At 67.9% G+C, this 26,597-nt stretch carries 26 protein-coding genes and 1 riboswitch; of the genes, 17 read left to right on the top strand and 9 right to left on the bottom strand.

Going from position 1 to position 26,597, the window contains the following annotated elements; all coding sequences use genetic code 11:
* Positions 1-296: 296 nt before the first annotated feature.
* Positions 297-2,243: an asparagine synthase (glutamine-hydrolyzing) gene (gene asnB / locus ACTIL2_RS06470; RefSeq protein WP_442336629.1), complete on the top strand. Its 1,947-nt coding sequence runs from the start codon at positions 297-299 to the stop codon at positions 2,241-2,243.
* 193 nt (positions 2,244-2,436) lie between these two features.
* Here the strand turns inward: asnB and ACTIL2_RS06465 are convergent, their stop codons facing one another.
* The gene (locus ACTIL2_RS06465; RefSeq protein WP_442336628.1) at positions 2,437-2,781 is read right to left on the bottom strand and encodes a HesB/IscA family protein; all 345 of its coding nucleotides are present in this window, start codon (positions 2,779-2,781) and stop codon (positions 2,437-2,439) included.
* 129 nt (positions 2,782-2,910) lie between these two features.
* Here ACTIL2_RS06465 and ACTIL2_RS06460 point away from each other — a divergent pair, with 129 nt between their 5' ends.
* Together ACTIL2_RS06460 and ACTIL2_RS06455 are read left to right on the top strand one after the other, a co-directional pair.
* Complete coding sequence (locus ACTIL2_RS06460) at positions 2,911-3,636, top strand: DUF3043 domain-containing protein (RefSeq protein WP_442336627.1); 726 nt, start codon at positions 2,911-2,913, stop codon at positions 3,634-3,636.
* Positions 3,636-4,505 carry a nicotinate-nucleotide--dimethylbenzimidazole phosphoribosyltransferase gene (locus ACTIL2_RS06455; RefSeq protein ID WP_442336626.1) on the top strand — a complete coding sequence of 290 codons (870 nt, stop codon included), beginning with the start codon at positions 3,636-3,638 and terminating at the stop codon, positions 4,503-4,505. Before ACTIL2_RS06460 ends, ACTIL2_RS06455 begins: the two co-directional genes overlap by 1 nt.
* On the opposite strand, the gene ACTIL2_RS06450 is transcribed toward ACTIL2_RS06455, so the two are convergent.
* On the bottom strand, positions 4,502-5,641 hold the full coding sequence (locus tag ACTIL2_RS06450) for a branched-chain amino acid aminotransferase (RefSeq protein ID WP_442336625.1): 1,140 nt from the start codon (positions 5,639-5,641) through the stop codon (positions 4,502-4,504). The genes ACTIL2_RS06455 and ACTIL2_RS06450 overlap by 4 nt on opposite strands.
* A gap of 50 nt (positions 5,642-5,691) precedes the next feature.
* On the opposite strand from ACTIL2_RS06450, the gene ACTIL2_RS06445 reads away from it, so the two are divergent.
* The gene (locus tag ACTIL2_RS06445) at positions 5,692-7,287 is read left to right on the top strand and encodes a leucyl aminopeptidase (protein ID WP_442336624.1); all 1,596 of its coding nucleotides are present in this window, start codon (positions 5,692-5,694) and stop codon (positions 7,285-7,287) included.
* Between the two features lie 70 nt (positions 7,288-7,357).
* Here ACTIL2_RS06445 and ACTIL2_RS06440 read toward each other — a convergent pair whose 3' ends face one another.
* A complete protein-coding gene (locus ACTIL2_RS06440) occupies positions 7,358-7,747 on the bottom strand; it encodes an oxidoreductase (RefSeq protein ID WP_442336623.1) in 390 nt (129 codons plus the stop codon).
* 152 nt (positions 7,748-7,899) lie between these two features.
* Between ACTIL2_RS06440 and sucB the strand changes: the two genes are divergently transcribed.
* From sucB to ACTIL2_RS06420, 4 genes are all read left to right on the top strand, one after another.
* Positions 7,900-9,594: a 2-oxoglutarate dehydrogenase, E2 component, dihydrolipoamide succinyltransferase gene (gene sucB / locus ACTIL2_RS06435; protein WP_442336622.1), complete on the top strand. Its 1,695-nt coding sequence runs from the start codon at positions 7,900-7,902 to the stop codon at positions 9,592-9,594.
* Positions 9,595-9,667: 73 nt separating this feature from the next.
* Positions 9,668-10,474, top strand: coding sequence for a lipoyl(octanoyl) transferase LipB (gene lipB / locus ACTIL2_RS06430; RefSeq protein WP_442336621.1), 807 nt, complete (start codon positions 9,668-9,670; stop codon positions 10,472-10,474).
* A 9-nt stretch (positions 10,475-10,483) separates the two neighbouring features.
* Positions 10,484-11,530 carry a lipoyl synthase gene (gene lipA, locus ACTIL2_RS06425; RefSeq protein WP_442336620.1) on the top strand — a complete coding sequence of 349 codons (1,047 nt, stop codon included), beginning with the start codon at positions 10,484-10,486 and terminating at the stop codon, positions 11,528-11,530.
* Positions 11,531-11,608: 78 nt separating this feature from the next.
* Complete coding sequence (locus tag ACTIL2_RS06420; RefSeq protein WP_442336619.1) at positions 11,609-12,385, top strand: DUF4191 domain-containing protein; 777 nt, start codon at positions 11,609-11,611, stop codon at positions 12,383-12,385.
* A 7-nt stretch (positions 12,386-12,392) separates the two neighbouring features.
* Here the strand turns inward: ACTIL2_RS06420 and ACTIL2_RS06415 are convergent, their stop codons facing one another.
* Positions 12,393-12,956, bottom strand: coding sequence for an RDD family protein (locus ACTIL2_RS06415; protein ID WP_442336618.1), 564 nt, complete (start codon positions 12,954-12,956; stop codon positions 12,393-12,395).
* Between the two features lie 276 nt (positions 12,957-13,232).
* Between ACTIL2_RS06415 and glnA the strand changes: the two genes are divergently transcribed.
* A complete protein-coding gene (gene glnA / locus ACTIL2_RS06410; RefSeq protein ID WP_442336617.1) occupies positions 13,233-14,669 on the top strand; it encodes a type I glutamate--ammonia ligase in 1,437 nt (478 codons plus the stop codon).
* 169 nt (positions 14,670-14,838) lie between these two features.
* Here the strand turns inward: glnA and ACTIL2_RS06405 are convergent, their stop codons facing one another.
* Entirely contained in the window at positions 14,839-15,996 is a 1,158-nt protein-coding gene (locus ACTIL2_RS06405; protein ID WP_442336616.1) for an acyl-CoA dehydrogenase family protein, read from the bottom strand.
* A gap of 13 nt (positions 15,997-16,009) precedes the next feature.
* A complete protein-coding gene (locus ACTIL2_RS06400) occupies positions 16,010-17,185 on the bottom strand; it encodes an acyl-CoA dehydrogenase family protein (protein WP_442336615.1) in 1,176 nt (391 codons plus the stop codon).
* A gap of 155 nt (positions 17,186-17,340) precedes the next feature.
* On the opposite strand from ACTIL2_RS06400, the gene ACTIL2_RS06395 reads away from it, so the two are divergent.
* The 4 genes from ACTIL2_RS06395 (at position 17,341) to ACTIL2_RS06380 (ending at position 19,962) form a co-directional block, all read left to right on the top strand.
* The gene (locus ACTIL2_RS06395) at positions 17,341-18,003 is read left to right on the top strand and encodes an NAD(P)H-binding protein (RefSeq protein ID WP_442336614.1); all 663 of its coding nucleotides are present in this window, start codon (positions 17,341-17,343) and stop codon (positions 18,001-18,003) included.
* 141 nt (positions 18,004-18,144) lie between these two features.
* Positions 18,145-18,423, top strand: coding sequence for a hypothetical protein (locus ACTIL2_RS06390; RefSeq protein WP_442336613.1), 279 nt, complete (start codon positions 18,145-18,147; stop codon positions 18,421-18,423).
* Between the two features lie 214 nt (positions 18,424-18,637).
* Positions 18,638-18,991, top strand: a complete 354-nt coding sequence (locus ACTIL2_RS06385) for a GntR family transcriptional regulator (protein WP_442336612.1) — start codon at positions 18,638-18,640, stop codon at positions 18,989-18,991.
* On the top strand, positions 18,988-19,962 hold the full coding sequence (locus ACTIL2_RS06380) for a DUF1648 domain-containing protein (protein ID WP_442336632.1): 975 nt from the start codon (positions 18,988-18,990) through the stop codon (positions 19,960-19,962). Before ACTIL2_RS06385 ends, ACTIL2_RS06380 begins: the two co-directional genes overlap by 4 nt.
* Positions 19,963-19,987: 25 nt before the next feature.
* Here ACTIL2_RS06380 and thiE read toward each other — a convergent pair whose 3' ends face one another.
* Positions 19,988-20,683: a thiamine phosphate synthase gene (gene thiE, locus ACTIL2_RS06375; RefSeq protein WP_442336611.1), complete on the bottom strand. Its 696-nt coding sequence runs from the start codon at positions 20,681-20,683 to the stop codon at positions 19,988-19,990.
* Positions 20,684-20,702: 19 nt separating this feature from the next.
* Positions 20,703-20,815, top strand: a riboswitch (TPP riboswitch).
* Between thiE and thiO the strand changes: the two genes are divergently transcribed.
* The 4 genes from thiO (at position 20,809) to moeB (ending at position 24,142) form a co-directional block, all read left to right on the top strand.
* Complete coding sequence (gene thiO, locus ACTIL2_RS06370) at positions 20,809-21,969, top strand: glycine oxidase ThiO (RefSeq protein ID WP_442336610.1); 1,161 nt, start codon at positions 20,809-20,811, stop codon at positions 21,967-21,969. Its footprint overlaps the riboswitch before it by 7 nt.
* Entirely contained in the window at positions 21,966-22,181 is a 216-nt protein-coding gene (gene thiS, locus ACTIL2_RS06365; RefSeq protein WP_442336609.1) for a sulfur carrier protein ThiS, read from the top strand. Before thiO ends, thiS begins: the two co-directional genes overlap by 4 nt.
* Positions 22,182-22,184: 3 nt before the next feature.
* A complete protein-coding gene (locus ACTIL2_RS06360; RefSeq protein ID WP_442336608.1) occupies positions 22,185-22,994 on the top strand; it encodes a thiazole synthase in 810 nt (269 codons plus the stop codon).
* Positions 22,991-24,142 (top strand): molybdopterin-synthase adenylyltransferase MoeB, encoded by a 1,152-nt coding sequence (moeB, locus tag ACTIL2_RS06355; RefSeq protein ID WP_442336607.1) that lies wholly within the window; start codon positions 22,991-22,993, stop codon positions 24,140-24,142. The genes ACTIL2_RS06360 and moeB overlap by 4 nt, the downstream gene beginning before the upstream one ends.
* 288 nt (positions 24,143-24,430) lie before the next feature.
* On the opposite strand, the gene ACTIL2_RS06350 is transcribed toward moeB, so the two are convergent.
* On the bottom strand, positions 24,431-25,759 hold the full coding sequence (locus ACTIL2_RS06350; RefSeq protein WP_442336606.1) for an MFS transporter: 1,329 nt from the start codon (positions 25,757-25,759) through the stop codon (positions 24,431-24,433).
* Positions 25,760-25,832: 73 nt separating this feature from the next.
* The gene (locus ACTIL2_RS06345) at positions 25,833-26,576 is read right to left on the bottom strand and encodes a sulfite exporter TauE/SafE family protein (protein WP_442336605.1); all 744 of its coding nucleotides are present in this window, start codon (positions 26,574-26,576) and stop codon (positions 25,833-25,835) included.
* Between the last annotated feature and the right edge of the window lie 21 nt (positions 26,577-26,597).

Genomic DNA, 26,597 nt, shown 5'->3' with positions numbered 1-26,597 from the left:
TTCGCTGTTCCACGCGAGTATGCCTTCCTCAATCACACGTCGTGTTCATCGGGACCGCAAGTAACCGTCACCTGCAGAGGACGGCCAGGGTCCCGTGTCAGTAACCGACAATAGTCCATCCCGGGCACTGGTCCATCATCATCCACACCGTTGTGATTCCCCATCGGCCCTATTCGGGGTTGCCAGGCAGTCCACAGGCACGGCGCCGCCCGGGCTACTTCGTCCAGCTCCACCGCCCTTGTAGTGTTGGGTGCTTACGTGACCGACGACTTTGATGGAGATGACCCCTACAGCTCATGTGTGGACTTCTTGGAATCCTGACTTCGCAGGGCGACGCCGGACGGTTCGTCGACACCGTCGCCCGGGCCCTGCCCTGCATGCGCCACCGCGGCCCGGACGAGGACGGTACGTGGAACGACGGGGACGTCGTCTTCGGCTTCAACCGCCTGTCCATCATCGACCTGGAGCACTCCCACCAGCCGCTGCAGTGGGACCCGGAGGGATCGGACGGCGCGGAGTCCCGCTATTCGCTGACCTTCAACGGTGAGATCTACAACTACCTCGAACTGCGCGAGGAGTTGGAGGCCGAGGGTTACGGGTTCCACACCGACGGCGATTCCGAGACCATCGTCGTGGGCTACCACCACTGGGGTGCGGACGTCGTCAACCACCTGCGCGGCATGTTCGCCTTCGCGGTGTGGGACGCGCAGGAACGCACGATGTTCCTGGGACGCGACCCCTTCGGCATCAAGCCACTGTTCTACGCCACGACCGACGCCGGCACCGTGTTCGGCAGCGAGAAGAAGTCGATCCTGGCCATGGCCGACGACATCGGTCTAGCCAAGGACCTTGACGACCGCGCGGTCGCCCACTACACCGATCTCCAGTACGTCCCCGAGCCCGAGACCCTCCACGCCGGGATCCGCCGCGTCGAATCCGGCTGCCACGTCACCCTCACCCCCGGCGGATCCGTCGAGGCCGTCCGGTACTTCGAGCCGACGTTCCCGGTCGTCCCGGTCCCGCAGGGCACCGAGGACAAGCTGTTCCACCGGATCGCCGACGCCATGCAGGATTCCGTGGCCAAGCACATGCGCGCCGATGTGACCGTCGGCTCCTTCCTCTCCGGCGGCATCGACTCCACCGCCATCGCCGCCCTGGCGAAGCAGCACAACCCCGACCTGGTGACCTTCACCACCGGCTTCGAACGCGAGGGGTACTCCGAGGTGGACGTCGCCGCCGAGTCCGCGGCCGCCATCGGCGTCGAGCACGTCATCAAGGTCGTCTCCCCCGAGGAGTTCGCCGCCGCCGTTCCCAAGATCATCTGGTACCTGGACGACCCGGTGGCCGACCCGGCCCTGGTCCCCCTGTACTTCGTGGCCGCCGCGGCGCGTGAGCGTGTCAAGGTCGTCCTGTCCGGTGAGGGCGCCGACGAGCTCTTCGGCGGCTACACCATCTACAAGGAGCCCCTGTCCCTGGCACCGTTCGACAAGGTGCCGTCCCCGTTGAAGAAGGTCCTGCGGACCGTCGGTGACGCCCTGCCCGACGGTGTACGCGGGAAGTCCCTGCTGCAGCGTGGCACCACCCCGATGGAGGAGCGCTACTACGGCAATGCCCGCTCCTTCAACTACGGGCAGCTCGAGCGGGTGCTCCGGATCGCGCGTCCCGAATGGGACCACCGCGAGGTCACCGCGCCGATCTACGCGAAGTCCGGTGACATGGACCCGGTGTCACGGATGCAGCACCTGGACATGTTCACCTGGCTGCGCGGCGACATCCTGGTCAAGGCGGACAAGATCACCATGGCCAACTCCCTGGAGTTGCGCGTCCCCTTCCTCGACAGGGTCGTCTTCGATGTCGCCCGGACGATCCCCCATGAGCTCAAGGTCGGCCACGGCACCACGAAGTACGCGCTGCGCCGCGCCCTGGAACTGATCGTCCCGGAGCACGTCATCAACCGGAAGAAGCTGGGCTTCCCCGTGCCGATCCGGCACTGGCTCGCCGGCGACGAGCTCCACGACTGGGCGAAGAGGAACATCGAGGAGTCGCAGACCGACCACATCTTCAACAAGGCCGAGGTCCTCGCGATGCTCGAGGAGCACCGCGTGTCCATGACCACCGGTTCCGGCCCGGACCATTCCCGGCGCCTGTGGACGGTCATCGCGTTCATGATCTGGCACGGGATCTTCGTCGAGGAGCGTATCCACCCGGAGATCGACGAGCGGGAGTACCCGGTCCAGCTGTAGGACGGCGGTCTCCGCGGATCGCCCCTCCGCCGCAACTTTCGCACCGCCTCCGGCGTCATCGGCAGCAAAACACCAGGTCTGATTTTCCTACGCACCGTCCGAGGTGCGAAAGTTGCGGACCAGCCTCAGACAAACGGGAGCCCCGCACCACAAAGGTGCGGGGCTCCCGTACGTTGCCGGTGCCGTCAGACGGTCAGCTGAAGGAGTCGCCGCAGGCGCAGGAACCGCCGGCATTGGGGTTGTCGATGGTGAACCCCTGGGACTCGATGGTGTCGGCGAAGTCGATCTTCGCCCCCGTCAGGTACGGGGCGGACATCTTGTCGACGACCAGCTGCACGCCCTCGACCCGGTCGATCAGGTCGCCGTCGAGCGTACGGTCGTCGAAGAACAGCTGGTAACGCAGCCCAGCGCAGCCGCCCGGCTGCACGGCGATCCGGAGAGACAGGTCGTCCCGACCCTCCTGGGCGAGTAGTCCGGCAGCCTTTCCTGCGGCTGCGGTGGTCAGTTCAACCCCGGTGGTTTTTTCGGGAGCAGTCATCTATTCCTCCTCGGTGATGCGGATGTACCCAAGCTACGCCTGTGTAACCACGAACGCCAACGGAGTATTCCCGGTGAAACCACAACCCTCGTTGGTGCGGGTGACCTCCGGTGCTCTAGCCTGTGTGGTGTGAAACTCCCGTGGAAGAAAGACGACACAGACGCAGACGCAGCCGCGGCCGCAACCGGTGGCACCGCCGACGACACCGGCACCGGCCTGACCGACGGCTCCGACGGCGAAGGGGTCCTGCCCAGGGGCTACACCCCCAAGAAGGGCCGCCCGACGCCCCGACGCAACGAGGTGGAGCGCTCCACCGGTGTTCGGCGTGTGCACTACGACGCCCCGATGACGCCGAAGGAGGCCCGTCAGCGCAAGAAGGACGTCAAGAGCTCCATGTCCAAGGAGGAGTACAAGGAGGCCAAGAAGAAGCAGCGTGACGAGGCCGCCGCCGCCCGCGCCAAGGCGAATGAGCGGATGATGGCCGGTGATCCCGACTACCTCCTCGCCCGTGACCAGGGCAAGGAGAAGCTCTTCGTCCGTAACTTCGTGGACTCCCGCCGTTACCTGATGAACTACTTCCTGCCGATCGCGCTGGTCGTGGTGGTGGTGATGATCCTGGGTACGCAGCTTCCGGAACTGGCGAACATGCTCAGCCTGTTCATGCTGGTGGTCATCGTGATCCTGGTGGTCGAGGGACTCTTCCTGGCCCGCAAGGTCAACCGCTTCGTCCGCGAACGCTACCCGGACACCACCTTCGGCAAGTGGGCCATCGGTTTCTACGCCTTCACCCGCGCGACGATGATCCGCAAGATGCGGACCCCCGCGCCGCAGGTGGGTATCGGCGACTCGGTCTGATGACCCTGCTCACCCGGCTCGCCACCTGGTCCGCGTCCACCGGGTGTGCCGGTGCGCTGGGAGGCACCGGCCCTGGTGACGCGACCGGGACGGCCGGAAACCGTCCCACCCTGCTGCTCGTCGGCGGCGACCCGGTACCGGTCACCTCCGGCGACTCGGTCCTCAACGATCTCGCGCTGCAGGCGGACGCCGGGATCCAGGTGGTCGCTCCGGAGCCCGACTCCGGTGCCGGTGAGATTCCGCGGGAGGACGGTCTCACACCGGAGCAGGTCGAGACGTTCCTGGCACAGGGCCGCGCGCTCACCGATGCCCACGCGGACTCGGCCACTCCCCTGCTGCTGGTCGGTCTCCCCGACGGCCAGGGGACGACGGCCACGTCCACGGTGGCCCTGATCGGCACACTGTGCAATGTGGAGCCGGTGAAGCTCATCACGGCCACCGGGGGCGACGACGGGGCCTGGGAGGAACTGACGGTGTCCGTGCGGGACGCGATGTTCCGGGCCCGCCCCTTACGTCGAAGGCCCGCGGACCCGGCGACCGCCCGTGAACTCCTCCGGATCCTCGGGTCCCCGGAGATCGCGGTGACCGCGGGAATCCTGGCGCAGTCGGCGGCGCGGCGCACCCCGGTCATCCTGGACGGCAGCGCCACGCTCGCCGCCGGGCTCGTGGCGGATGCTCTGCACGCCGGTGCGTCCCGGTGGTGGTTGGCTCCCCATGCCCCCGGACCCGCCACCGCCTCCCCTGCCCTGTCCCGGCTGCGGCTGGACCCGGTCCTCGGCGAGGATCTCGGGGTGCCCGACGGTGCGGCGGGCCTGGCCGTCCTGCCGCTGGTGCGGACGGCCGCGGTCCTCGCCGGCCGGAACGGCTAGTCCGCGGCCGGGGCGGGGACCAGCGTGTAGTTCCAGTCGTGGGTGTCCTCCACGGTGCCGCGCTGGATCCCGGTCAGGTGCTCGCGCAGGCGCATGGTGATCTCACCGGATTCCCCGCCGTTGACCTGGAACTCGCCGGACCTGTCCTTGACGGTGCCGACCGGGGTGATCACCGCGGCGGTGCCGCAGGCGAAGGCCTCGGTGAGCTGCCCGGACGCGGCGGCGTCCTTCCACTCCTGCACACTGAACCGTCGCTCGGTGACGACCAGACCGTCGTCGACGGCGAGCTTCAGCAGGGACTCACGGGTGACGCCGGGCAGCAGTGAACCGGAGAGCTCCGGGGTGACCAGCTCAGTCACGCCGTCCTCCCGCGCATAGATGAAGGCCAGGTTCATGCCGCCCATCTCCTCCACCCACTCGTGTGTGGCGGCGTCCAGCCAGACCACCTGGTCGCAGTCCTGCTCCTCGGCGTAGGACTGCGCGGCGAGTGAGGCGGCGTAGTTGCCGGCGAACTTGGCGGCACCCGTACCACCCGGGGCCGCCCGGACGTACTCGGTGGACAGCCACACACTGACCGGGGTGATCCCACCCTTGAAGTACGCGCCTGCCGGGGAGGCGATCACGTAGAAGCTGTAGCTGTTCGCCGGGTGCACGCCCAGGCCGACCTCCTTCGAGATGATGAAGGGGCGCAGGTACAGCGCCTCCTCACCACCGGCGGCCGGGACCCAGTCGGCGTCGACGTCGACGATCTGGCGCAGGGACTCCAGGAACAGTTCCTCGGGGAGCTCCGGCATCGCCATCCGGCGCGCCGAGTTCTGGATCCGCTTCGCGTTGTTCTGCGGACGGAAGGTCGCGATGGACCCGTCCGGCTGCCGGTACGCCTTGAGCCCCTCGAAGATGGCCTGCCCGTAGTGCAGCACCGACGTCGCCGGATCCATCTGGATCGGGCCGTAGGGTTCGACCCTCGCGTCGTGCCAGCCCTCGTCCTCGGACCAGTCGATGACCACCATGTGATCGGTGAAGTAGTGGCCGAACCCGGGGTTGGCCAGTACATCGCTGATCCTCTCCACCGGGGTGGGGTTGTCGGTCAGCGTACGACTGAAGGGAACGGAGGAAGCAGGCGAAGATTCAGACATGGCCTGTATCTTAGACCCGTTGGCAAGTATCAATGAACGAGAGGTGTGGGATGACCACCGCAGCGTCCACGGCACGACAGGGTGACCCGGCCCGACCGGCACGTCCGGCACGGGGCGTCGTCCCCTCCCTGGAACTGTCCACCGGCACGGGGCCACTCACGGACGCCAGCGCTGATGTGCTGGTGATTCCCACTTTCCACGGGGATTCCGGCATCGAACTGGACCTGGGCGCGCCGGACACCGAGGAGGCGGATGACCCGGTGCACGTCGCGATCTGGAAGGCCCTGGTGGCGGTGGGTGCCACGGGGCGTACCGGTGAGACCGTCTCGCTGCCGCCGGTCCCGGGGGTCACTGCGGGACGTCTGCTGTCCGTGGGGCTCGGCGCCCCGGAGTCGCTCACGGCGGAACGGCTACGGAGCGCAGCCGGCACGGCCTCACGTGTGCTCGAGACCATGGCGGACTCCGGTGACATCACCGCGCTCAGTCTGCTGGGCCTGCTGGGGGTCGGTGCCGCAACGGAGGGGCACGGGCTCGGTGCCTACCGCTACGACGGGCAGAGGAGCGCGGGGGACGACGGTTCCTCCACGCATCTCGCGCGCGTCGTGATTGCCGCTCCGCGTGACGGCGATCCCGACGAGGCCGACGCCGACTTCGCCCACGCCTGCGTGGTGATCGAGGCGGTGACCTGTGCCCGGGACCTGGTAAATGCCCCGGCGAACCTGCTCTTCCCCGGGAGTTACGCCGAGCTCATCAACGATCTCGCGGGCGGGGCCGGTCTCGACGTGGAGATCCTCGACGAGGACGACCTCGCCGAGCAGGGTTTCGGCGCGATCCTCGGGGTCGGCCAGGGGTCGCTGCGTCCTCCCCGTCTGGTCCGGATCTCCTACCGCCCCGAGGGGGTCGGCAACGTGCCGCATGTGGCCCTGGTCGGCAAGGGCGTGACCTTCGACACCGGCGGTATCTCCCTGAAGCCCTCACCGAAGATGGACAACATGATCTCCGACATGGGTGGGTCGGCTGCCGTTGTCGCCGCCGTCATCGCCGCCTCCGAACTGGAGATTCCCGTCGCTGTGACGGCCACGGTCCCACTGGCGGAGAACATGCCCGACGGCACCGCGGTGCGCCCCGGCGACATCCTCCGGCACTACGGCGGCACCACCACGGAGGTGCTGAACACCGATGCGGAGGGGCGCCTGATCCTCGCGGACGCCATCGCCCGTGCCTGCGAGGATGACCCGGATTACCTGCTGGAGACGGCCACCCTGACCGGGGCCCAGGTCCGTTCGCTCGGCGACCGGACCCCGGCGGTGATGGGGACGCCGTCCTTCCGGGACCGGGTGGCCGGACTGTCGCAGGACGTCGGGGAGGACGCCTGGCCGATGCCCCTGCCCGCCGAGATCGCCCGCGACATCCGTTCAGACGTCGCCGACCTGCGCAATATCTCGACCCGGAGCGGTGGTGGGATGGCTGCGGCGGGACACTACCTCGCGGCGTTCGTGGCGGAGGGCCTCCCCTGGGCGCACCTGGACGTCGCCGGCCCGGCCTACAACACCTCCGGGGCGCACGGGTACACCCCACGCCGTGCCACCGGAGTCCCTGTCCGGACGATCATCGCGGTCCTCGAGGACCTCGCGGACAACCTCTAGATCTACTCAAACAACTAATGGCGGAACAGGATCAACCATTCCTGTTCCCCGGGGGCACCCACGGCCCCATTCATTCGGAATCCCGTCTCGCCTCGAATCGGGCGCGGCGTTCCTGTGCCTCCGCACGTTTACGGAGAACCCGGTCGCGTTCTATCCGGTCGCGCATGCGCTGGGGATACCCGGACTTCTCTGCGGCGTAGACCCGCACGCCCAGTTCCCGCACGATGACATCGGCGCCCTTCGGCCCGCCGATACGGCGCCTGGTCCAGTCGCCGGTGTCGTCGACGAGCACCACGGACATCTCGTTGACCAGGGTTTCCGGTTCCACAAAGGCCTCGACACCGCGGCGTTCGGTGGACCAGCGCTTGAGGTATTCCAGATCAGCCGCGCGGACGGTGTCCCCTGGCCCACGGGGTGGGCGGGGTCCGGAACGTTTGGATCGGCCGAAGAGATTGAACACGTCCCCGATAGTAATCAAACTCGGCTGCCCCCGTTAGGGCCGTCCCTCCCCGGCCACACGACGCCGACGGCGGTACCATATGTAGTATTCGTCTTTAGAGACCATTCCACGTACTCCACATCTGTACTTCGTCTTTTAGGAGCTTCAACACCATGGCGCACTCCGTCGAAATGCCCGAACTGGGCGAATCCGTCACAGAAGGCACTGTCACCCAGTGGCTGAAGCAGGTCGGGGACACAGTCGAGGTCGACGAGCCATTGCTTGAGGTCTCCACCGACAAGGTCGACACCGAAATCCCCTCCCCGGTGGCCGGCGTACTGCTGAAGATCCTCGCCGAGGAGGACGACACCGTTGACGTCGGTGGCGTGATCGCCGAGATCGGCGACTCCGGTGAGGAACCCGCCGGTGACTCCGGCGACGACGAGAGTGAGTCCGAGGCCGAGCCCGAGGCTGCCTCCGAGCCCGAAGCGGAGCCCGAGCCCGAACCGGCCGAGGACACGTCCCCGTCGGATTCAGCACCGGCCGGCGGTGAGGGCACGGACGTGACCATGCCCGAGCTCGGCGAGTCCGTCACCGAAGGCACCGTGACCCAGTGGCTCAAGAGCGTCGGGGACACGGTAGAGGTCGACGAGCCGCTGCTCGAGGTGTCCACCGACAAGGTCGACACCGAGGTCCCCTCCCCGGTCGCCGGGACGCTCCTGGAGATCCTCGCCGAGGAGGACGACACCGTCGACGTCGGCGGAGTGATCGCCCGCGTCGGTGACGGAAGTGCCCCGGCTGCCGCACCGGCCGAGGAGAAGAAGCCTGAGCCGGAACCCGAGCCCGAGCCTGAGCCCGAGCCCGAGAAGGCGCCCGAGCCCAAGAAGGAAGCCCCGAAGGAAGAGAAGAAGGAGACGCCCGCCGCCTCCTCGACCACCCCCTCCGACGGCAACCTGCCCTACGTCACCCCGCTGGTGCGCAAGCTCGCCGAGAAGCACGGCGTGAACCTGTCCTCCGTGGAGGGCACCGGTGTCGGTGGACGCATCCGCAAGCAGGACGTCCTCGCCGCCGCCGACGGTGGCGGCGAGGCCTCCGCGTCGACCGGTCCCGCAACGCCGGCACCGGGCGTCGACCCGGAGAAGGCCTCGCTGCGCGGCACCACCCAGAAGGTCAACCGGATCCGGGCGATCACCGCGAAGACCACGCTGGACTCCCTGCACGGTGCGGCCCAGCTCACCCAGGTCCACGAGATCGACATGACCCACGTCGCGGACCTGCGCAAGGCGTCCAAGGCCGCTTTCCAGGACAAGCACGGCGTGAACCTGACCTACCTGCCCTTCTTCGCGAAGGCCGTCGTCGAGGCTTTGGTCGACCACCCGAACGTCAACGCGTCCTACAACGCCGAGACCCAGGAAATGACCTACCACGACAAGGTCAACCTCGGCATCGCCGTGGACACCAAGGACGGCCTGCTTTCCCCGGTGATCCACGATGCCCAGGACCTGTCGCTGCCCGAGTTGGCCAAGGCCATCGCCGACATCGCCGACCGGGCCCGGAACAAGAAGCTGAAGCCGAACGACATCTCCGGCGGCACCTTCACCATCACCAACATCGGGTCCGAGGGCGCTCTCACCGACACCCCGATCCTGGTTCCGCCGCAGGCCGCCATGGTCGGCACCGGTGCCATCGTCAAGCGCCCGGTGGTCATCACCGAGGACGGCTCCGACAGCATCGGCATCCGCAACATGGTCTACCTACCCCTGACCTACGACCACCAGGTCATTGACGGGGCCGACGCCGGACGCTTCCTGACCACCGTCAAGGCCCGCCTCGAGGCGGCCGACTTCGACGGCGATCTGGAGCTCTAGGCCACGCCCGGGCCCCACAGGCCCCTCTACCCCGCCACCGTCCCCCGACGGTGGCGGGGTAGAGTCGTTAGGCATGGGATATCAACACGGATCCATCCGGATGGCGGACTCCCCGCTCACCGTCGAGGACCTGGGCACGGTCGACTACCTGTCCACCTGGGACCGGCAGGCCACCCTGGCCCGTCAGCGCGCCAACGACGAGACCGGTGACACCATCCTGCTGCTGCAGCACCCCCCGACCTACACCGCCGGTAAACGCACCCAGCCCGAGGACCTCCCCACCAACGGGCTGCCCGTCGTCGACGTCGACCGCGGCGGCCGCATCACCTGGCACGGGCCGGGACAGCTCGTGGCCTACCCCATCGTCAAACTCGCCGACCCGATCGACGTGGTCGACTACGTCCGCCGCATCGAGGAGGCGGTCCTCGCCACCTGCCGCGACCTCGGCCTGGACACCGTCGGCCGGGTACCGGGACGCTCGGGCGTCTGGCTGCCCGCCGGGCTGCGCCACGGGGAACTCGTCCCCGCCCGGAAGGTCGCCGCCATCGGTATCCGGGTCACGCGCGGGGTCACCATGCACGGGGTCGCGCTGAACTGCGACAACACCCTGGACTACTACGACCACATCGTCCCGTGCGGCCTACCGGACACCGGTGTGACCACACTGTCGGCCGAACTGGGCCGGGAGATCACCGTCGGGGAGGTCACCGACCTGTTCACCGGGCACCTCACCGACTCCCTGAACGGCACACTGGCGACGACCGACGCCGACGTTCCGGAGCGGCTGGCCCACGGGATCGTGGCGGACGCCGTGGACTCCGGCACCGGTCCCGGGGCGGACGCCACCTCCGACTGTGACGCCGCGGAAATCCGCGCGTAGGCTGGCCCTGTGACTGTTACAGCAGACGGACGACGACTTCTCCGCATCGAGGCGAAGAACTCCCAGACCCCCATCGAGCAGAAGCCACGGTGGATCCGCACCCAGGCCAAGATGGGCCCGGAATACCGTGACATGAAGAACCGCGTCTCCGGCGCCGGTCTCCACACGGTGTGCCAGGAAGCGGGTTGCCCCAACATCCACGAGTGCTGGGAGGAACGCGAGGCGTCCTTCCTCATCGGTGGTGACACCTGCTCGCGGCGCTGTGACTTCTGCCAGATCAAGTCCGGTAAACCCTCACCGCTGGACATGGACGAGCCGCGGCGCGTGGCCGAGAACATCAGCGAGATGGATCTGCGCTACGCCACCGTCACCGGCGTCACCCGTGACGACCTGGACGACGAGGGCGCGTGGCTCTACGCCGAGATCGTGCGCAAGATCCACGAGAAGAACCCACACACCGGCGTGGAGAACCTCACCCCGGACTTCTCCGCGAAGCCCGATCTCCTGGCCAAGGTCTTCGAGGCCCGCCCCGAGGTTTTCGCCCACAACCTGGAGACCGTCCCCCGGATCTTCAAGCGCATCCGCCCCGCCTTCCGCTACGACCGTTCCCTGGACGTCATCCGCGCCGCACGTGACTTCGGCCTCGTGACCAAGTCCAACCTGATCCTGGGCATGGGCGAGACCGCAGAGGAGGTGCAGAGCTCGCTGACGGACCTCAAGGACGCCGGCTGCGACATCATCACGATCACGCAGTACCTGCGTCCGACGAGCATGCACCACCCGATCGAGCGCTGGGTCAAGCCGGAGGAGTTCATGGAGCACTCCGAGTTCGCCAAGGAGCTCGGTTTCGGCGCGGTCATGTCCGGTCCCCTGGTCAGGTCGTCCTACCGTTCCGGACGGCTCTACGCCGAGGCGAAGGCCTCCCGCGGCGAGCCGCTCCCGGAGAACCTCGCCCACCTGGGCGACAACCTCGGCTCGACCACGAGCCAGGAGGCCAGCACGCTGCTGGAGAAGTACGGTCCGTCCACCGACACCCCGGTCTCCTCCGCGCGGTAGAGCCCCCGGTTCCACCCCTCCCACGCCCCCACGCGGGGGACTTACGGGCATGGGAGGGTGATGTTCTAGAGTGGGGGCATGGCGAAAGATCCCCGGGAAAAGGAAAACAAGCGGCTGGAGAAAGCCGCCAAGAAGAGCCGCCGCAAGCAGACCAGGAGTCAAATGTGGCAGGCCTTCCAGATGCAGCGCAAGAAGGACAAGAAGCTCATCCCCTTCATGCTGCTGGGATTCCTGGTCCCCATTGCAGCGATGCTGCTGCTCAGCCTGCTGTTCGGCTGGTGGTGGCTCAACCTCATCGTCGGTATCTTCATCGGCGTGCTGGTGGCGTTCTGGATCTTCTCCCGCCGTCTGCAGGCTGGCGTCTACGACCAGATCGAGGGCGAGGCCGGTGCTGCGGGATGGGCGCTCCAGAACCTGCGTGACGGGGTGGGCGTCAAGTGGATCACCGAGACCGCCGTGGCCACCAACACGCACATGGATGCCGTCCACCGGGTCGTCGGCGTCCCCGGCGTGATCCTCGTCGGTGAGGGAAGCCGTCACCGCCTGAAGTCGATGATGGCGCAGGAGCGCAAGCGTCTCGCCAGGATCCTCGGCAACACCCCGATCTACGACGTGTACATCGGCAAGGACGAGGGCGAGGTCGAGGTGCGCAAACTGCAGAATCACCTGGTCAAGCTGCCGCGCAACATCAAGAAGAAGGAAGTTGACGCGCTCAACAGCCGCGTCGAGTCGATCTCTCGCCTGCACTCACGCGAGGCGATGATGCCGAAGGGGCCGATCCCCAAGGGTGCGGGCAGCCCGTCCGGCGTGAACCGGCGCGCCCGCCGTGCGGCGAACCGCAACAAGCGGGGCTGATGCACTCCTAGCGCGTCCGGACGACCGCCGTGCCGGTCGCACGGTCGTGCATCCCGCGACTGTCGGTGTCCTGGACCAGCGGGGGGAACAGGAACACCGTGAGGACCGTGCGCACCGCTGCACGGACAAGTCCGACGCGGGCTTCAGGGTTGTCGACCCGGCAGACCCCGATGCCGACAATGGCGTGGCCCGGGGACTGTCCGAACAGCCAGACGGTGACAGTCCGCCAGAGGATCCACAGCACCAGCACCACGAACTCCGGTCCCCCGAGCGCGTCCGTGCTCTGGGTGATGAAGATCGCCATGACGTAGCAGATCAACCAGTCGGCGAGCAGGGCGAGGCAGCGCTGGCCGATGCTCGCGATCGACCGCGCCCCGTCCTTGGGCAGCCCCAGCAGCTTGCCGGGGTAGGCGCTGAGGTCACGGGGATCCTCGTATTTTCCGGGGACCTGGGGGCCCTCCAGCCAACTCGGCTGCGATGCCCGCTCATCCCGGAACTCCCTGCGCTCCCGCCTGCGCTCCGCCTTGTCCCTGTCGCCCTGCGGGCCCTTGCTGTTCTGCCGCTTCGCCATGTCACCCAAGACTACCGGCGGTCCCGTTGACCCCCAATTCCCCCGCTTCCACCCCGGAGTACCACACCCCGGCACCCGTCCTGGGTATCCTAGTCGGTAACCCCCAGCCACTCGGCCGGGGAACCCGGTCGTCTGTTACATGCCGGTAACATTCGATTGACAGCCGGGCAACAACCTGAGAATAGGGTTGTTCCACGACACACCCGACAGGGTGAATCCACTCGTGAGACAACGAGACCGCGAGTTGGGTCGAACATGACTGCAAGGAGTCCAGAAGTGGCATTTAAGACGGCCGAAGAGGTCACCAAGTTCATCGCGGACGAAGACATCGAATTCGTCGACGTCCGTTTCACCGACGTCCCGGGCGTGGAGCAGCACTTCACCATCCCGGCGGGCGCTTTCGATGAGGACGCCATCGAGACCGGCCTGGCGTTCGACGGCTCCTCGGTGCGTGGTTTCACCACCATCGACGAGTCCGACATGAACCTGCTGCCCGACCTCGCCACCGCGAAGGTTGACCAGTTCCGCAACAGCAAGACGCTGAACATCAAGTTCTTCGTCCACGACCCCTTCACCCGCGAGCCCTTCTCCCGCGACCCCCGCAACGTCGCCCGCAAGGCCGAGGAGTACCTCGCCTCGACCGGCATCGCCGACACCTGCAACTTCGGCCTGGAGGCCGAGTTCTACCTCTTCGACAAGGTGAAGTACTCCACCGACATCAACAACTCCTTCTACGAGGTCGACTCGAACGAGGGCTGGTGGAACCGCGGCAAGGACTTCAACACCGACGGCACCCCCAACACCGGCTCCAAGACCCGTATCAAGGGCGGTTACTTCCCGGTCCCGCCGTACGACCAGACCGTGGACGTCCGCGACGAGATGGTGGAGAACCTCCTCGCCGCGGAGTTCGACATCGAGCGCTACCACCACGAGGTCGGCACCGGTGGCCAGCAGGAGATCAACTACAAGTTCAACACCCTGCTGCACGCCGCGGATGACCTGCAGACCTTCAAGTACATCATCAAGAACACCGCCGCCCAGCACGGCAAGGCCGCCACCTTCATGCCGAAGCCGCTGTCCGGCGACAACGGCTCCGGCATGCACGCCCACCAGTCCCTGTGGAAGGACGGCTCCCCGCTGTTCTTCGATGAGGCCGGCTACGCGGGCCTGTCCGACCTGGCCCGCTACTACATCGGCGGCATCCTTCACCACGCCGGTTCCGTCCTGGCGTTCACCAACCCCACGCTGAACTCCTACCACCGCCTGGTCCCGGGCTTCGAGGCCCCGATCAACCTGGTGTACTCGCAGCGTAACCGCTCCGCTGCGGTGCGTATCCCGATCACCGGCTCCAACCCGAAGGCCAAGCGCCTCGAGTTCCGTGCACCGGACCCCTCGGGCAACCCGTACTTCGGCATGGCCGCGATGATGCTGGCCGGCCTGGACGGCATCAAGAACCGCATCGAGCCGCACGCCCCGGTCGACAAGGACCTCTACGAGCTCCCCCCGGAGGAGGCCGCCGGCATCCCGACCGCGCCGACCTCCCTGGAGGCCGCTCTGAAGGACCTGGAGGAGGACAACGACTTCCTCACCGAGGGTGGCGTGTTCACCGATGACCTGCTGGACACCTACATCGGCTACAAGTACGACAACGAGATCTCCCCGGTCCGGCTGAGCCCGACCCCGCAGGAGTTCGAGCTCTACTTCGACTGCTGAGCGGTAGTCGACTCCCGCGCCCACCGTGGCGCGGTGGCAGCCCGGCGGGGCGGTTCCGATTCTCTGATGATCGGAACCGCCCCGCCGGGTTGTTTCGCGTCTGCTGCCGCTGACGGGACGGGCGACTCAGAATCGGCGGCCCGTTGTCACCGTCATCATCGTTCCCGCCTCAGCTGTAGCTGGGCAGCTCGTTGTCCAGCAGGGCGCTCGGGGGCGTGGTCGGCGAGGACGAGGACACACCGGTGCTGCGTGCCTCCAGGACACCGCCGTAGATCTGCTGGAAGCTGGTCAGTGCCGCGGCGTAGTGGCTGATGGCCGTCTCGTAGGTCACGCCGATCCCGCCGTGCAGTTGGACGGCTTCCTCGGCGATCACACGGGCCTGGCGTGCCAGGAAGACGAACGCGTCCAACGCCGTCGACTCAAGCTCGTCGAGGGACACATCCTCCGATTCGGCGATGCCGGTGGCCCACAGTGCGGTGGAACGGGCCAGCTCCACGTCCGAGTACAGCTGCGCGGCACGGTGGGTCAGCGCCTGGAAACGGTTCAGGGTCACACCGAACTGCTTGCGGACCTTGAGGTACTCGACCGTCTGCGTCAGCGCCGTGTCCATCAGGCCGACGGCGCGGCCGCCCTGCACGATCCTCGCCAGGGCGACCGCACGGCGCAGCGCGTCGGACGCCGCGACGCCGTCTCCCCCACCGAGCCGCTCGGCGGCGGCCCCGTCGAAGGTGACGGTGCCGGACGCGACCCATTCCGCGTCCCGGTGCGGTTCCACCGTCACGCCCTCGCCGGCGGTGACCAGGTAGACGCCCGGGGTGCCGTCCTCCACGGCGGTGACCAGGAAGGCGTCGGCGTCCGCGGGCACGGCGACGGCCCGCTTCCCACCGCTGATCCGTCCGGCGGTGACCGTCGTTGACCGCTCCCTGCCCCAGCCCGCGCCGGATTCGGCGTGCGCGAGGGGGACGAGGGCCTCCCCGGCGGCCAGCCGCGGGAGCCAGTCCTGCTTCTGGTCGTCCGTGCCCAGGTCCTGCAGCAGCCACGACGGGACATAGGCAACATCCGTCAACGGCTCCGGGACCGCGAGGGCGCCCATCACATTGGCCGCGGCGTACGCCTCCCCGACACCGGCGCCCGCCCCGTCGTACTCCTCAGGGGTGACCAGGGCGGTCACCCCGAGTTCGGCGGCCTGCTGCCACACCTCCCGGCGGAAGGCCAGTGAACCTTCCGGGGCATCGGCCCCGGAGGTGGGGTCGCCGTCGGCCTGCGCGAACACGCTGCGGACGGAGTCGGCGAGCATGCGCTGTTCATCTGTGAGTGAAAGATCCATGGTTCCGCTCCTCCTAGAGTCCGAGAATGCCCTTGGCGATGACGTTCGCCTGCACTTCATTGGTGCCTCCGTAGATGGAGACCTTGCGGTTGTTGAGGTACTCGACGACATGGTCACCGTCCCCCGGCGCACCGGTTCCCCCGGCCGGGTCTGCGCCGGTGACTTCCACGGCGTCCGAGCCCAGTGCCTCGACGGCGAGCTCGCCGAGCTCCTGCCAGATGCGGCTGCCCTCCATCTTCAGCAGGGACGACAGCGGGCTGGGCTTGCCGCCCTCACTCGCTGCCGTGACCCGTAGCTGGGTGGCCTCGAGCGCGTTGAGCCGCAGCTTCACGTCGTAGAGGCGGTTGCGGAAGACTGCGTCGTCCAGCACGGTGCCTGCCGCGAGGTCCCGTCCCGCGGCGATCTCGACCAGGTCAGCGTAGAGACGCTGGCTGGTGCCGACCTGAGCCATACCATTGCGCTCGTTACCGAGCAGGAACTTCGCGTAGGTCCAACCCTTGTTCTCCTCACCGACGAGGTTCTCCGCCGGAATGCGGACGTCGGTGAAGAAGAACTCGTTGACCTCCACCGAGCCGTCGATCAGGCGGATCGGGCGGCGTTCGATGCCGGGGGTGTCCAGGTCGACCAGCAGGAAGGAAATCCCCTGCTGCGGCTTGGCGGCGTCGGGGTCGGTGCGGGCGAGCAGGAACATCCACTCGCCGAACTGGCCCAGCGTCGTCCAGGTCTTCTGCCCGTTGACCACGTAGTGGTCACCGTCGCGCACCGCCGTGGTCTTCAACCCCGCGAGGTCGGAGCCGGCCCCCGGCTCGGAGAAGCCCTGGGACCACCAGATGTCCAGGTTCGCGGTCTTCGCCAGGAAGCGGTCCTTGAGCTCGTCACTGCCGAAGGTGGCGATGACGGGGCCCACCATGCCGGTGTTGAACGGCAGTGGCTCGGGGATGCAGGCACGCTGCAGCTCATTGGTGTAGATGTGCGACTGGGTGGGGGTCCAGTCCTGTCCACCGTTGGCCTCCGGCCAGTGCGGGACGGCGACGCCATGCTTGTTCAGCACCTGCTGGGAGGTGATGATGTCCTCGCGGGTGATCCGCCCGGCGCGCATACGGGCGCGGATGCCGGACGGGACCTCGGCGAAGATGCTGCGGAGGTTGTCGCGGAAGGCAACGTCCTCCTCGGAAAGTTCCAGGTTCATCGGTGAAGCTCCTCACGTGGTCAGGGGTAACGTGATTCAGGTTACCTGGGTGGGTGTCCCCGGAATACCAACTGTGGGCAAAACTGGAATAGCGGCGGGTGAGGGCCCGTTGAGGCGGGTGGACAGCATTCATCACACTCCCACAGGAGGATTTCATGACCAGCGTTCTTATCATCGGCGGCCACGGCAAGGTCGGCCTGTTGGCCACACCCAAGCTCGTGGACCGGGACTTCGAGGTCACGTCCCTGATCCGCAACCCGGACCAGGCCCAGGAGATCGAGGCCCTGGGGGCCACTCCCCTGGTCCGCGACGTCACGAAGCTCACCGGCGAGGAGTGGGACGCGCTGCTCTCACGGTTCAGCGTGGTGGTCTGGACCGCGGGCAACGGTGGACGCGGCGGTGCCGACGTGACCTACGCCGTCGACCAGGACGCCGCGCTGGCTGTGGTGGATTCCCTGGAGCGGCTCCGGGACGCGGGCAAGGCGCCGCGCTACCTCAACGTCTCCTACCTGGGCGCGACGACGCACTCTGTGCCGGAGGACAATTCCTTCTTCCCCTACGCCGACGCGAAGAAGACGGTCGACGACCGCCTGAACAGCACGGAGGGTCTCGACTACCTGATCCTCGGGCCGACCGCGCTGACCGAGGAGCCGTCCACCGGTGTCGCGGCCGCCGGCACCCCGGAGGCCGAGGGGGTGACGACGTCCTCACGCGACCTGGTCGCCGACGTCCTCACCGAGTTCGCCGGACGCGACGAGCTTCCGTCGGAGCGCACGGTGGAGTTCGTGGACGGTAAGGGATCCGTCAGCGAGCTCTAAGCTCCGGCGACGGGGCCGATCGGCCGGGGATGGGGGACCCGCCGTCGTAAACGGCGTTGCGCCATCGGATCGGGGCGGTGCCGGGGAATCAACCGGCATTCTCCGATGGCGCTGAGCATTTTCTCATGACAGTGTCGGTGTATGCCCCTCTCCAACCCGCCAGGGCAGATCGAGCCCATGTCCCCGGTCTATGTGCCGGAGGAGACCCCGCCCCCTCGCAGGCCCCTGCGTGACCGGGTGACACTCTGGCTGCAGACGCCTCTGATCGCCCTTCTCGTCCTCGTGCTCTGGAACGATCTCCTCGATCCATTCCCGTTCTGGCAGCAGGCCATCATCATTGTCGTCGCAATACTGATCGTCAGCGAGCTCGTCTACCGTCTCGTGGCCCTGGTTGTCAGGATGTCCGGTGCCACGACGTAAACGACGCACGTACCGCACGCGCGGGACGACCTGGGCCAGCACCCAGTGGTTGCGGTGGCAGTCCCTGGCCGAGACCTTTCTCTCCCAGGACCGGGTCACTGGTTCCTCGCCATATCGATCGTTCCCCTGACCACGGGGCCTGCCCTCCTGTCACCGCGTCCGGAACCCAAAGAACTAGTTGTACTAGTTATGCTAGTTGAGTACCCTCGGAAGCATGCTCATTGCCATCGACCACAGCGACGCGACGCCGATCTACCGGCAGATCGCGGACCAGGTCGGTGAGCAGATCATGTCCGGCGCCATCAGCCCCGGCGAACGACTCCCCTCCGCCAGCGAACTGGCGTCCTCCCTCGACCTGAACCGCAACACCGTCCTGCAGGCCTACCGCGACCTGCGGGACGCCGGCACGATCGAACTGAGGAGGGGCCGGGGCGCCATCGCGCTCGATCCGTCGCCCACACCGGACCCCGTTTCCGCCGCCGTGACCGACCTCGTGATCCTCGCACGGCAGAAGGGGATGTCACTCTCCCGGGTCACCCGGATGCTCAACGAAGGAGGCCTGTCCTGAATCCCGACACCGAGCGTGGCCAGCGGAGGTACCTGCTGACCACCACCGTTCCCCTGGCGGTCATCATCATCGCCGCCGCAGTGTGGTCCATGGTGATGATCGCGGACGTCCCCGAACCGATGGCCACGCACTTCAACGGCTCCGGACAAGCCAACGGCTTCTCCTCCCCGTGGCTCAACATCCTGCTGCTCACGGGCATGGCCGTGGCGACCCTCGCGTTGCTCACGGTTCTCGGCCGGGCAGGACTGTCCTCCGGACCAGCCGCCCGGTTCAATGCAGCGGCCATGGGATTCACCGTGGTCCTGCTGTGCGGCATGCAGATCCGGATTTTCGAGGTCCAGCGAGGACTTGAGGACGCAGCGACGGCGGAGCTGTCCCTGAGCTCCGAAATATGGGTCTTCGTCGTGGCGGCCGCCGTCGCCACGCTCCTCGCGTTGATCACCCGTCCCGTACCGGACGCGATCGCCCCCATGACCGGGACCGTTCCCCCGCTCGATGTACCGGACGGGGTCCGGGTCGCCTGGTTCCGCACCGAAACCCTGAATCCGTGGATCCAGATCGGGACGTACGGACTGGTTGTGGGCCTCATCATCTTCGGTCTGGTCCAGGGTGATTCCACCATGTCCTCACTGGGGTCCATCGCCTTCGTTGTGCTGGTCGTCGTGTCCTGCAGCACATGGAGGCTCCGTGTGGACGCGGACGGTTTCAGCTACCGCTCAGTGCTGGGGCTCCCCCGTTCCAGCGTCCCCTACGACGAGATCTCCTTCGCCCAGCTCATTGACATCCACGCCGGTGAATGGGGCGGCTGGGGCTGGCGGTTCAACGGGATGGGAACCGGACTGATCACCCGAAGTGGACCGGGATTCCGGATCACCCGCACCAACCGCAAGGTCATCGAGGTTCCCTGCGAGGACGCGGAACGCTGCCTCGCAACCCTGCGGCACCACGGGGTCCACGTCCTGGCGTCCTGACACCGGACAAAAGGCTCCAATCCGGCTACCCCAGCAACCCCTTGAGTTCGGCAGCGGCGGCGCGGGGGGCCGCTGCGTCGGTGATGGCGCGAACAACCACGGCGCGGCGTCCGCCGGCGGATACAACGGACGGCAGGGTCGAGGCGTCCACGCCTCCGATGGCGAACCAGGCCTTGTCGCGCTGCACCGGATCGATGGCGTTGCCCAGCATCGCCGCCGTCTCCGCCACCAGCCCCAGACCGGTCGCAGCACGACCCGGCTTCGTCGGCGTCTCCCAGACCGGACCGGTGCAGAAGTAGTCCAGGTCAGCGTCCTGCGCAGCCGCCGTGGCCTGCTCCAGCGAATGTGTGGACAACCCCACCACCACGTCCGGCCCGAGCAGCGACCTGGCCTGCGCGGACGTCAGGTCGTCCTGCCCGACATGGAAGACATCTGCCCCGACCAGTGCGGCAACGTCCGCCCGGTCATTGACGGCGAAGAGCTTCCCGTGCTCGCGTGCCACCTCCGCGAGGACGGACAATGCGTCGATCTCGTTACAGGTGTCCAGCGTCTTGTCGCGCAGCTGGATGATGTCCACGCCCCCGTCGTACGCGGAGTGCAGGAAATCCCGCAGGTCACCCTGCTGCGTCCGGGCAGGGGTGCACAGGTAAAGGGTGGCGTCCCGCAGAAGCGTCATGCGCCTCTCACGGTCGGGGGTGACGTCGAATCGTTGGGGGGTCATGTGGTGGAATGGTAGTCGTCAAGCGCACTGCGGGAGCCCCTGAGGTGGGGGCTGAGAGGGCCGGGCAGCACCGGCCGACCGTTCACACCTGACGCGGGTCATGCCGCCGGAGGAAAGGACGCACCATGAATCGCACAGACACCGTCATCGTCGGCGCGGGAGTCGCCGGACTCACCGCTGCCTGGAACCTGCGCAAGGCAGGTCACACAGTCACCGTCGTCGATCCCGCCCCGGGCAACGGGGCCAGCCACGCCGCCGCCGGAATGATCGCCGCGGTCAGCGAGGTCGTCTACCAGCACGACACCATGCGGGAGCTGATGGTCGCCTCCGCAGCCGCCTACCCGTCCTACATCGCCGACCTCGAGACGGCCGTGGGGCACCAGGTGGGCTACCGAGCCACCGAGACCCTCGACATCGGCGCGCACCCGGCCGACCGGGACGCCTTCGCCGACCTCGCCGACCACCAACGGGCCTCCGGCATGCAGGTCGAGCAGATCACCACCCGTGAGGCACGCAGGCGTGAACCCGCCCTGTCACCCGCCATCGCGGGAGCGTTCCTGGTCACCGATGACCACCAGGTCAACCCCCGCGTGCTGGTCCCGGCCCTGATCGAGGCCGTCACCGGGCCGGGGGACGGCGCAGGACGCCTCGTCCGGCAGCGTGCCGTCCGCGTCCTGCGCGATGGCCCGCAGGTCACCGGGGTCGCGCTGGACGATGGCACCGAGATCCACGCCGAAACCACACTGCTGTGCCCGGGGGTGTCACTCGCCGGCATCGACGGGCTCCCCGAGGCCGAGGCGGTGAAACTGCGTCCGGTCCACGGCGACATCCTGCGCGCCCGACTCCGTCCGGGGCGTCCCGCCCTGCTGGAGCGCACCGTCCGCGGGCTGGTCAACGGCAAGCCCGTGTACCTCGTGCCGCGCGCCGACGGGGAGATCGTCATCGGCGCGACCGAGCGGGAGGACGGCTTCGACGGCGTCGCCCTGGAGGGCGCCTACCAGCTCCTGCGGGACGCCCAGGTACTCGTCCCGGGTGCGGCGGACCTGGAACTCACTGAGGTGCTCGCCCGCGCCAGACCCGGCACCCCCGACGACCTGCCCTACATCGGGCATTTGGACGGGGTCGACGGGCTGGTGGTCTCCACCGGGTACTCCCGGCACGGCATCCTGCTCGCACCGCTCGGTGGTCGCCTGGCCGCCGACCTCGTCACCGGCACCGGACCATCCGCACAGGACGCCGCCATCCTCGCCGCGACCGCACCTGAGAGAGAGGCACTGACAGCATGAACATCACCGTGAACGGTACCGACCACGACTACCCCGAGAACACCACCCTCGCCGGTCTCATCGGCGAGGTCACCGGGCACGACCCCGACTCCGACCAGCTCGGCGTGGCCGTCGCCCTGGATTCCGGCGTGGTTCCGCGCAGCCGGTGGGCGACGACCACGCTGACCGGCGGAACACAGGTCGAGATCATCACCGCCATGCAGGGAGGCTAGGGCATGCCCACCACACCGTCACTGACCATCGGGTCCACCACCGTGGACTCACGCCTGATCATGGGCACCGGAGGGGCGACATCCATGAGCGTCCTGGAGGACGCCCTGGTCGCCTCCGGGACGCAGCTGACCACCGTCGCACTGCGCCGTTTCGACCCGTCCACCGGAACGTCCCTGTTCGGTCTGCTGCAGCACCTCGGCATCGACGTGCTGCCGAACACCGCCGGCTGCTACACCTCCCGTGACGCCCTGCTCACCGCCCAGCTCGGCCGGGAGGCACTGGGCACGAACAGGGTGAAGCTGGAGATCCTCGCCGACGACGAGACCCTGCTGCCCGATGTCGTGGAACTGGTCGACGCCACTGAACAGCTCACCAACGACGGCTTCGAGGTCTACGCCTACACCTCCGACGATCCGGCGGTGGCCAAGGCGCTGGAGTCCGCTGGCGCGGTGGCCGTGATGCCGCTGGGTTCACCGATCGGCACCGGGCTGGGCATCCTGAACCCGCACAACATCGAGCTGATCTGCACCCGTGCCACCGTTCCCGTGATCCTCGACGCCGGCATCGGCACCGCGTCGGACGCCACACTGGCCATGGAACTGGGCTGCGACGGCGTGCTGCTGGCCACCGCGGTGACCCGCGCCCAGGATCCCACGGCAATGGCCACGGCGATGAGGTACGCCGTGGAGTCCGGGCACCTGGCCCGCCACGCCGGACGCATCCCGAAGCGGACCTGGGCGGACGGGGCACTGGCGTCCTCCCCGATGGAGGGCCGGATCGGCTCCGGACCCCGGGAGGCCGACGCACTGTGACACCGCTCGTCGAGCCCGCCGCCGAACTCACCCGGGAGGAACTGGTGCGCTACGCCCGGCACCTCACCCTGAACGACATCGGCCCCGTCGGACAACGCCGGCTGAAGAACGCCCGCGTGCTGGTCATCGGCGCCGGGGGTCTGGGCTCCCCTGCCCTGCAGTACCTGGCGGCCGCCGGGGTCGGCACCATCGGTGTGGTCGACGATGACGTTGTCGACGAGTCCAACCTGCAGCGTCAGGTCGTCCACGGCATGTCGGACGTGGGCGTGGCGAAGGTCGATTCCGCCGCTGCCGCCGTCGCACGCATCAACCCGCTGGTCACCGTGGAAACCCACCGGACCCGCCTGGGCCCGGACAATGCCGTCGACATCGTCTCCGGCTACGACCTGGTGATGGACGGGGCGGACAACTTCGCGACCCGCTACGCGGTCTCCGACGCCTGCACCCTGACCGGGACCCCGTGCGTGTGGGGGTCGATCCTGCGCTTCGACGGTCGGCTGTCGGTGTTCTGGAACGGTCCCGGGCATGACGGCATCAGTTACCGCGACCTGCACCCGGATGCCCCCGCCCCCGGCGAGGTCCCCAGCTGCGCCGCCGGTGGGGTGGTCGGCGCGCTGCCCGGGACAGTCGGTTCACTGATGGTCACCGAGGCGGTGAAGCTGATCACCGGGGTCGGCGATCCCCTGTACGGCCGCCTGCTGATCCATGACGGGCTGGCGATGACCTTCCGCGAACTGCGGATCATCCCCGACCCGGACGCGCCGCTGGTCACACATGTGGACGACGGGGTCGTCGATGCCTGCCACACAGTGTCCCACCCCACCGTGCAACCCACTGAACTGCAGTCCCGGCTGGACTCCGGGGCCGTGCTCGTGGACGTCCGTGAACCGTGGGAGCGCGACATCGTGAGCATCCCCGGTGCGGTGGCTGTTCCGCTGGGCGAGCTGGAGTCCCGTGGCGCCGATGCACTGCCGGGTTCCGCGCGGGGCCGGGACGTGGTCTTCCACTGCAAGTCCGGACGGCGTTCCGAGACTGCGCTGGATACGGTCGCGCCCTACTTCGCCGGACGCGAGGAGTCGGCGTCCCACCTGGACGGCGGGATCCTCGCCTGGGTCGATGACCTGCACCCTGAGCTGCCGCGCTACTAGTCGGCTCCCCGGCCCCTGCCCCACCCCGCTGCGCCGCGCCTGAATCTCTTCCGCCATGCCCTCCCACATGGTTATCCCCTGTGCCCAGGAGATGGTTGTCCGCCCTCCATCTGCCATGCCCTCCCATACGGTCAGCTGCCCTCACAAATGGTCGGGTTAATGCCGTTAACTCGACAATTCGTGAGGGCGGCCGACAGTTTACGAGGGCAGAGGCGCAGCGGGCCGGGCTGAGGTGCACCGGAGCTGGGCAGAGGCGCAGTCGAAGGTGGCCGGTGTCGCCGGCGAGCCCTACCGGGCGTCCTGCGTGGCCCGCCAGCGCTTCATCTTCACCCGGCTGACCAGCAGCCCCACGATCCCCACGAGCCACACCGCACCGAGCGCGCACCAGGCGACCCGGAAATCGCCCCAGGTGTAGTCCCCGCCGTCCGAGGTGATGTCCAGCACCACGCCGACCGCCTGCGAGGCGATCATCCCGGCGACGAACCCGCCCATGTTCGACAGGCCGGTGGCCGTGGCGGTGAAGCGGCGGTCGACCTCCTCCCGGACGGTGTCGAAGCCGTAGTTCGCCACCGGCGCCAACCCGGGCACGATGATGTTCACGATCGCCACGGCGACCAGGCCGCGCGGATCACCGGCGGCGAAGAACACCACCCAGGTCGCCGCCACGATGATCGTGGCGACCAAAGCGACCTCCGGGCGGCGGCGTCCCGCCCGGGCGGAGATGATGCCCATGATCGGCCCGACGAGCACGCTGACGACCATGTTGACCACCAGGATGGAGGACGCCTGCCCCTCGGTCAGACCCATGCCCAGGGTCATCAGCGGCACACCCCACAGCAGGGTGAACACGATCTGGCTCATCAGGGTGAAGTGGATGAAGAAGCCCAACCAGCAGGCCGGCTGATGCACCACGAACTTCAGGGTGTTCCAGATGCCTACCCGCGACGTCTTCGCCGCCGCGTCCTGCACCGTGTCTGTTGACTGACTGGCCGGGGTGGGGTCGGGCGAATCGGCGACGGCGACCCAGGCGAGGATCGCGATGACCACGCTGAGCCCGCCGAGGCTGAGGAACGCGGTCTGCCAGCCCTGCGCGTGCAGCAGCAGGCTGAACGGGACCGCGGACAGGAACTGGCCGATGTAGCCCAGACCACCGGTGAGCTGGGTGAACACCGGTGTCTGGCGGATCGGGATCCAGGCGGGCAGGATCCTCATCACTGACAGGAACGCCGTGGCGTCCGCGGTGCCCACGATCACCCGGGCGAGGATCGCCACCGGGTAGGACGACGTCGCCCCCAGCAGTACCTGGCCGACACCCATCAGCAGCGCACCGACGACGAGCATCCGGCGCGGGCCGAAGCGGTCGATGAGCATGCCCATCGGGATCTGCGCGCACGCGTACACACCGACCTGGACCGAGGTGAACACGGCCAGACGGGAGGCGTCGATGCCGAAGTGGTCCAGCGCCTCGACCCCGGCCACGCCCATCGAGGTCCGGCCCGTGATCGCCAGGATGTAGGCGAGCACACCGGCGGTCCAGACAACCAGGGCCCTGCGGGTCAGGCGGTCTGTCGCGGTGCCTGCGGCGGCGGACGGGTTCTGGCGGGGAGAAGGTGACACGTCATCTCACTGTAGACCCGTCGTGGTCCGACCTCTTGGGCGGGGTTCAGCGTGAACGGCGCGACGGCCGGTGTCACGACAGGGTCAGGACGCCACGCACCAGCACGGTCAGCCCGCCCAGCACGGCGAGGGTGAGTGCGAGGACACGGGCCCGTGACCGTTCGACCCGGCGCGACAGCGCCATGCCCACGGCGATGCCGAGGACCATGGCGACCAGTGCCGCCGGCCAGATCCCCCACGGTTGGCCGGTGATGTCGCCCGCGCCGGTGGCGTACTTGATCAGGAAGCTGACGATCCCGGAGACGACGAACAGTGGCTGCAGTGTGGCGGCGAAGGTGCGCTGGTCCCAGCGGGACGCCTGGGCGTAGACGGTGAGGACCGGCCCTGCCACGCCTGACAGGGTGTTGCTGAAGCCGGCGAGGACCCCGGCAACCACGGCCGGCGGCCCCCCGGAGACCCGCGGAACCCACCGCAGCCCCACGGTGGTGACCGTCAGGGCCACGAGGATCACGGCACCGACGACGATCTGGAGCACCGACGGTGACGTGACGTGCACCAGCCACGTCCCCGGCACGGCACCGACGACCATCACCGAGCCGATCAGTGCGAACCGGCGCCAGTCGACGTCCCTGCGCACGGTCACGGTGGACATCGTCGCGTTCACCGCCGCGAGGACGTTGATCACCATGATCCCCTCGACCGGGCCGATGGCCACGCTCAGCACGGGGGCACCGATCAGCCCGACCCCCATCCCCGACACCCGCTGCAGGCACGATCCGACGAGGATCGTCACGAAGACCAGCAGGGCGAGTTCCATTCACACCAATCTATATGGCCG

Source organism: Corynebacterium sp. (genome assembly GCF_052107835.1).
Taxonomy (GTDB): domain Bacteria; phylum Actinomycetota; class Actinomycetes; order Mycobacteriales; family Mycobacteriaceae; genus Corynebacterium.
This window is presented reverse-complemented; position numbering and strand designations above follow the sequence as displayed.

Bases quoted from the DNA above. Each gene is read 5' to 3' on its own strand.
- asnB (WP_442336629.1), top strand. From the start codon at position 297: ATGTGTGGACTTCTTGGAATCCTGACTTCGCAGGGCGACGCCGGACGG.
- ACTIL2_RS06465 (WP_442336628.1), bottom strand. From the start codon at position 2,781: ATGACTGCTCCCGAAAAAACCACCGGGGTTGAACTGACCACCGCAGCC.
- ACTIL2_RS06455 (WP_442336626.1), top strand. From the start codon at position 3,636: ATGACCCTGCTCACCCGGCTCGCCACCTGGTCCGCGTCCACCGGGTGT.
- ACTIL2_RS06450 (WP_442336625.1), bottom strand. From the start codon at position 5,641: ATGTCTGAATCTTCGCCTGCTTCCTCCGTTCCCTTCAGTCGTACGCTG.
- ACTIL2_RS06445 (WP_442336624.1), top strand. From the start codon at position 5,692: ATGACCACCGCAGCGTCCACGGCACGACAGGGTGACCCGGCCCGACCG.
- sucB (WP_442336622.1), top strand. From the start codon at position 7,900: ATGGCGCACTCCGTCGAAATGCCCGAACTGGGCGAATCCGTCACAGAA.
- lipB (WP_442336621.1), top strand. From the start codon at position 9,668: ATGGGATATCAACACGGATCCATCCGGATGGCGGACTCCCCGCTCACC.
- ACTIL2_RS06420 (WP_442336619.1), top strand. From the start codon at position 11,609: ATGGCGAAAGATCCCCGGGAAAAGGAAAACAAGCGGCTGGAGAAAGCC.
- ACTIL2_RS06415 (WP_442336618.1), bottom strand. From the start codon at position 12,956: ATGGCGAAGCGGCAGAACAGCAAGGGCCCGCAGGGCGACAGGGACAAG.
- ACTIL2_RS06405 (WP_442336616.1), bottom strand. From the start codon at position 15,996: ATGGATCTTTCACTCACAGATGAACAGCGCATGCTCGCCGACTCCGTC.
- ACTIL2_RS06400 (WP_442336615.1), bottom strand. From the start codon at position 17,185: ATGAACCTGGAACTTTCCGAGGAGGACGTTGCCTTCCGCGACAACCTC.
- ACTIL2_RS06395 (WP_442336614.1), top strand. From the start codon at position 17,341: ATGACCAGCGTTCTTATCATCGGCGGCCACGGCAAGGTCGGCCTGTTG.
- ACTIL2_RS06390 (WP_442336613.1), top strand. From the start codon at position 18,145: ATGCCCCTCTCCAACCCGCCAGGGCAGATCGAGCCCATGTCCCCGGTC.
- ACTIL2_RS06385 (WP_442336612.1), top strand. From the start codon at position 18,638: ATGCTCATTGCCATCGACCACAGCGACGCGACGCCGATCTACCGGCAG.
- thiE (WP_442336611.1), bottom strand. From the start codon at position 20,683: ATGACCCCCCAACGATTCGACGTCACCCCCGACCGTGAGAGGCGCATG.
- thiO (WP_442336610.1), top strand. From the start codon at position 20,809: ATGAATCGCACAGACACCGTCATCGTCGGCGCGGGAGTCGCCGGACTC.
- thiS (WP_442336609.1), top strand. From the start codon at position 21,966: ATGAACATCACCGTGAACGGTACCGACCACGACTACCCCGAGAACACC.
- ACTIL2_RS06360 (WP_442336608.1), top strand. From the start codon at position 22,185: ATGCCCACCACACCGTCACTGACCATCGGGTCCACCACCGTGGACTCA.
- ACTIL2_RS06345 (WP_442336605.1), bottom strand. From the start codon at position 26,576: ATGGAACTCGCCCTGCTGGTCTTCGTGACGATCCTCGTCGGATCGTGC.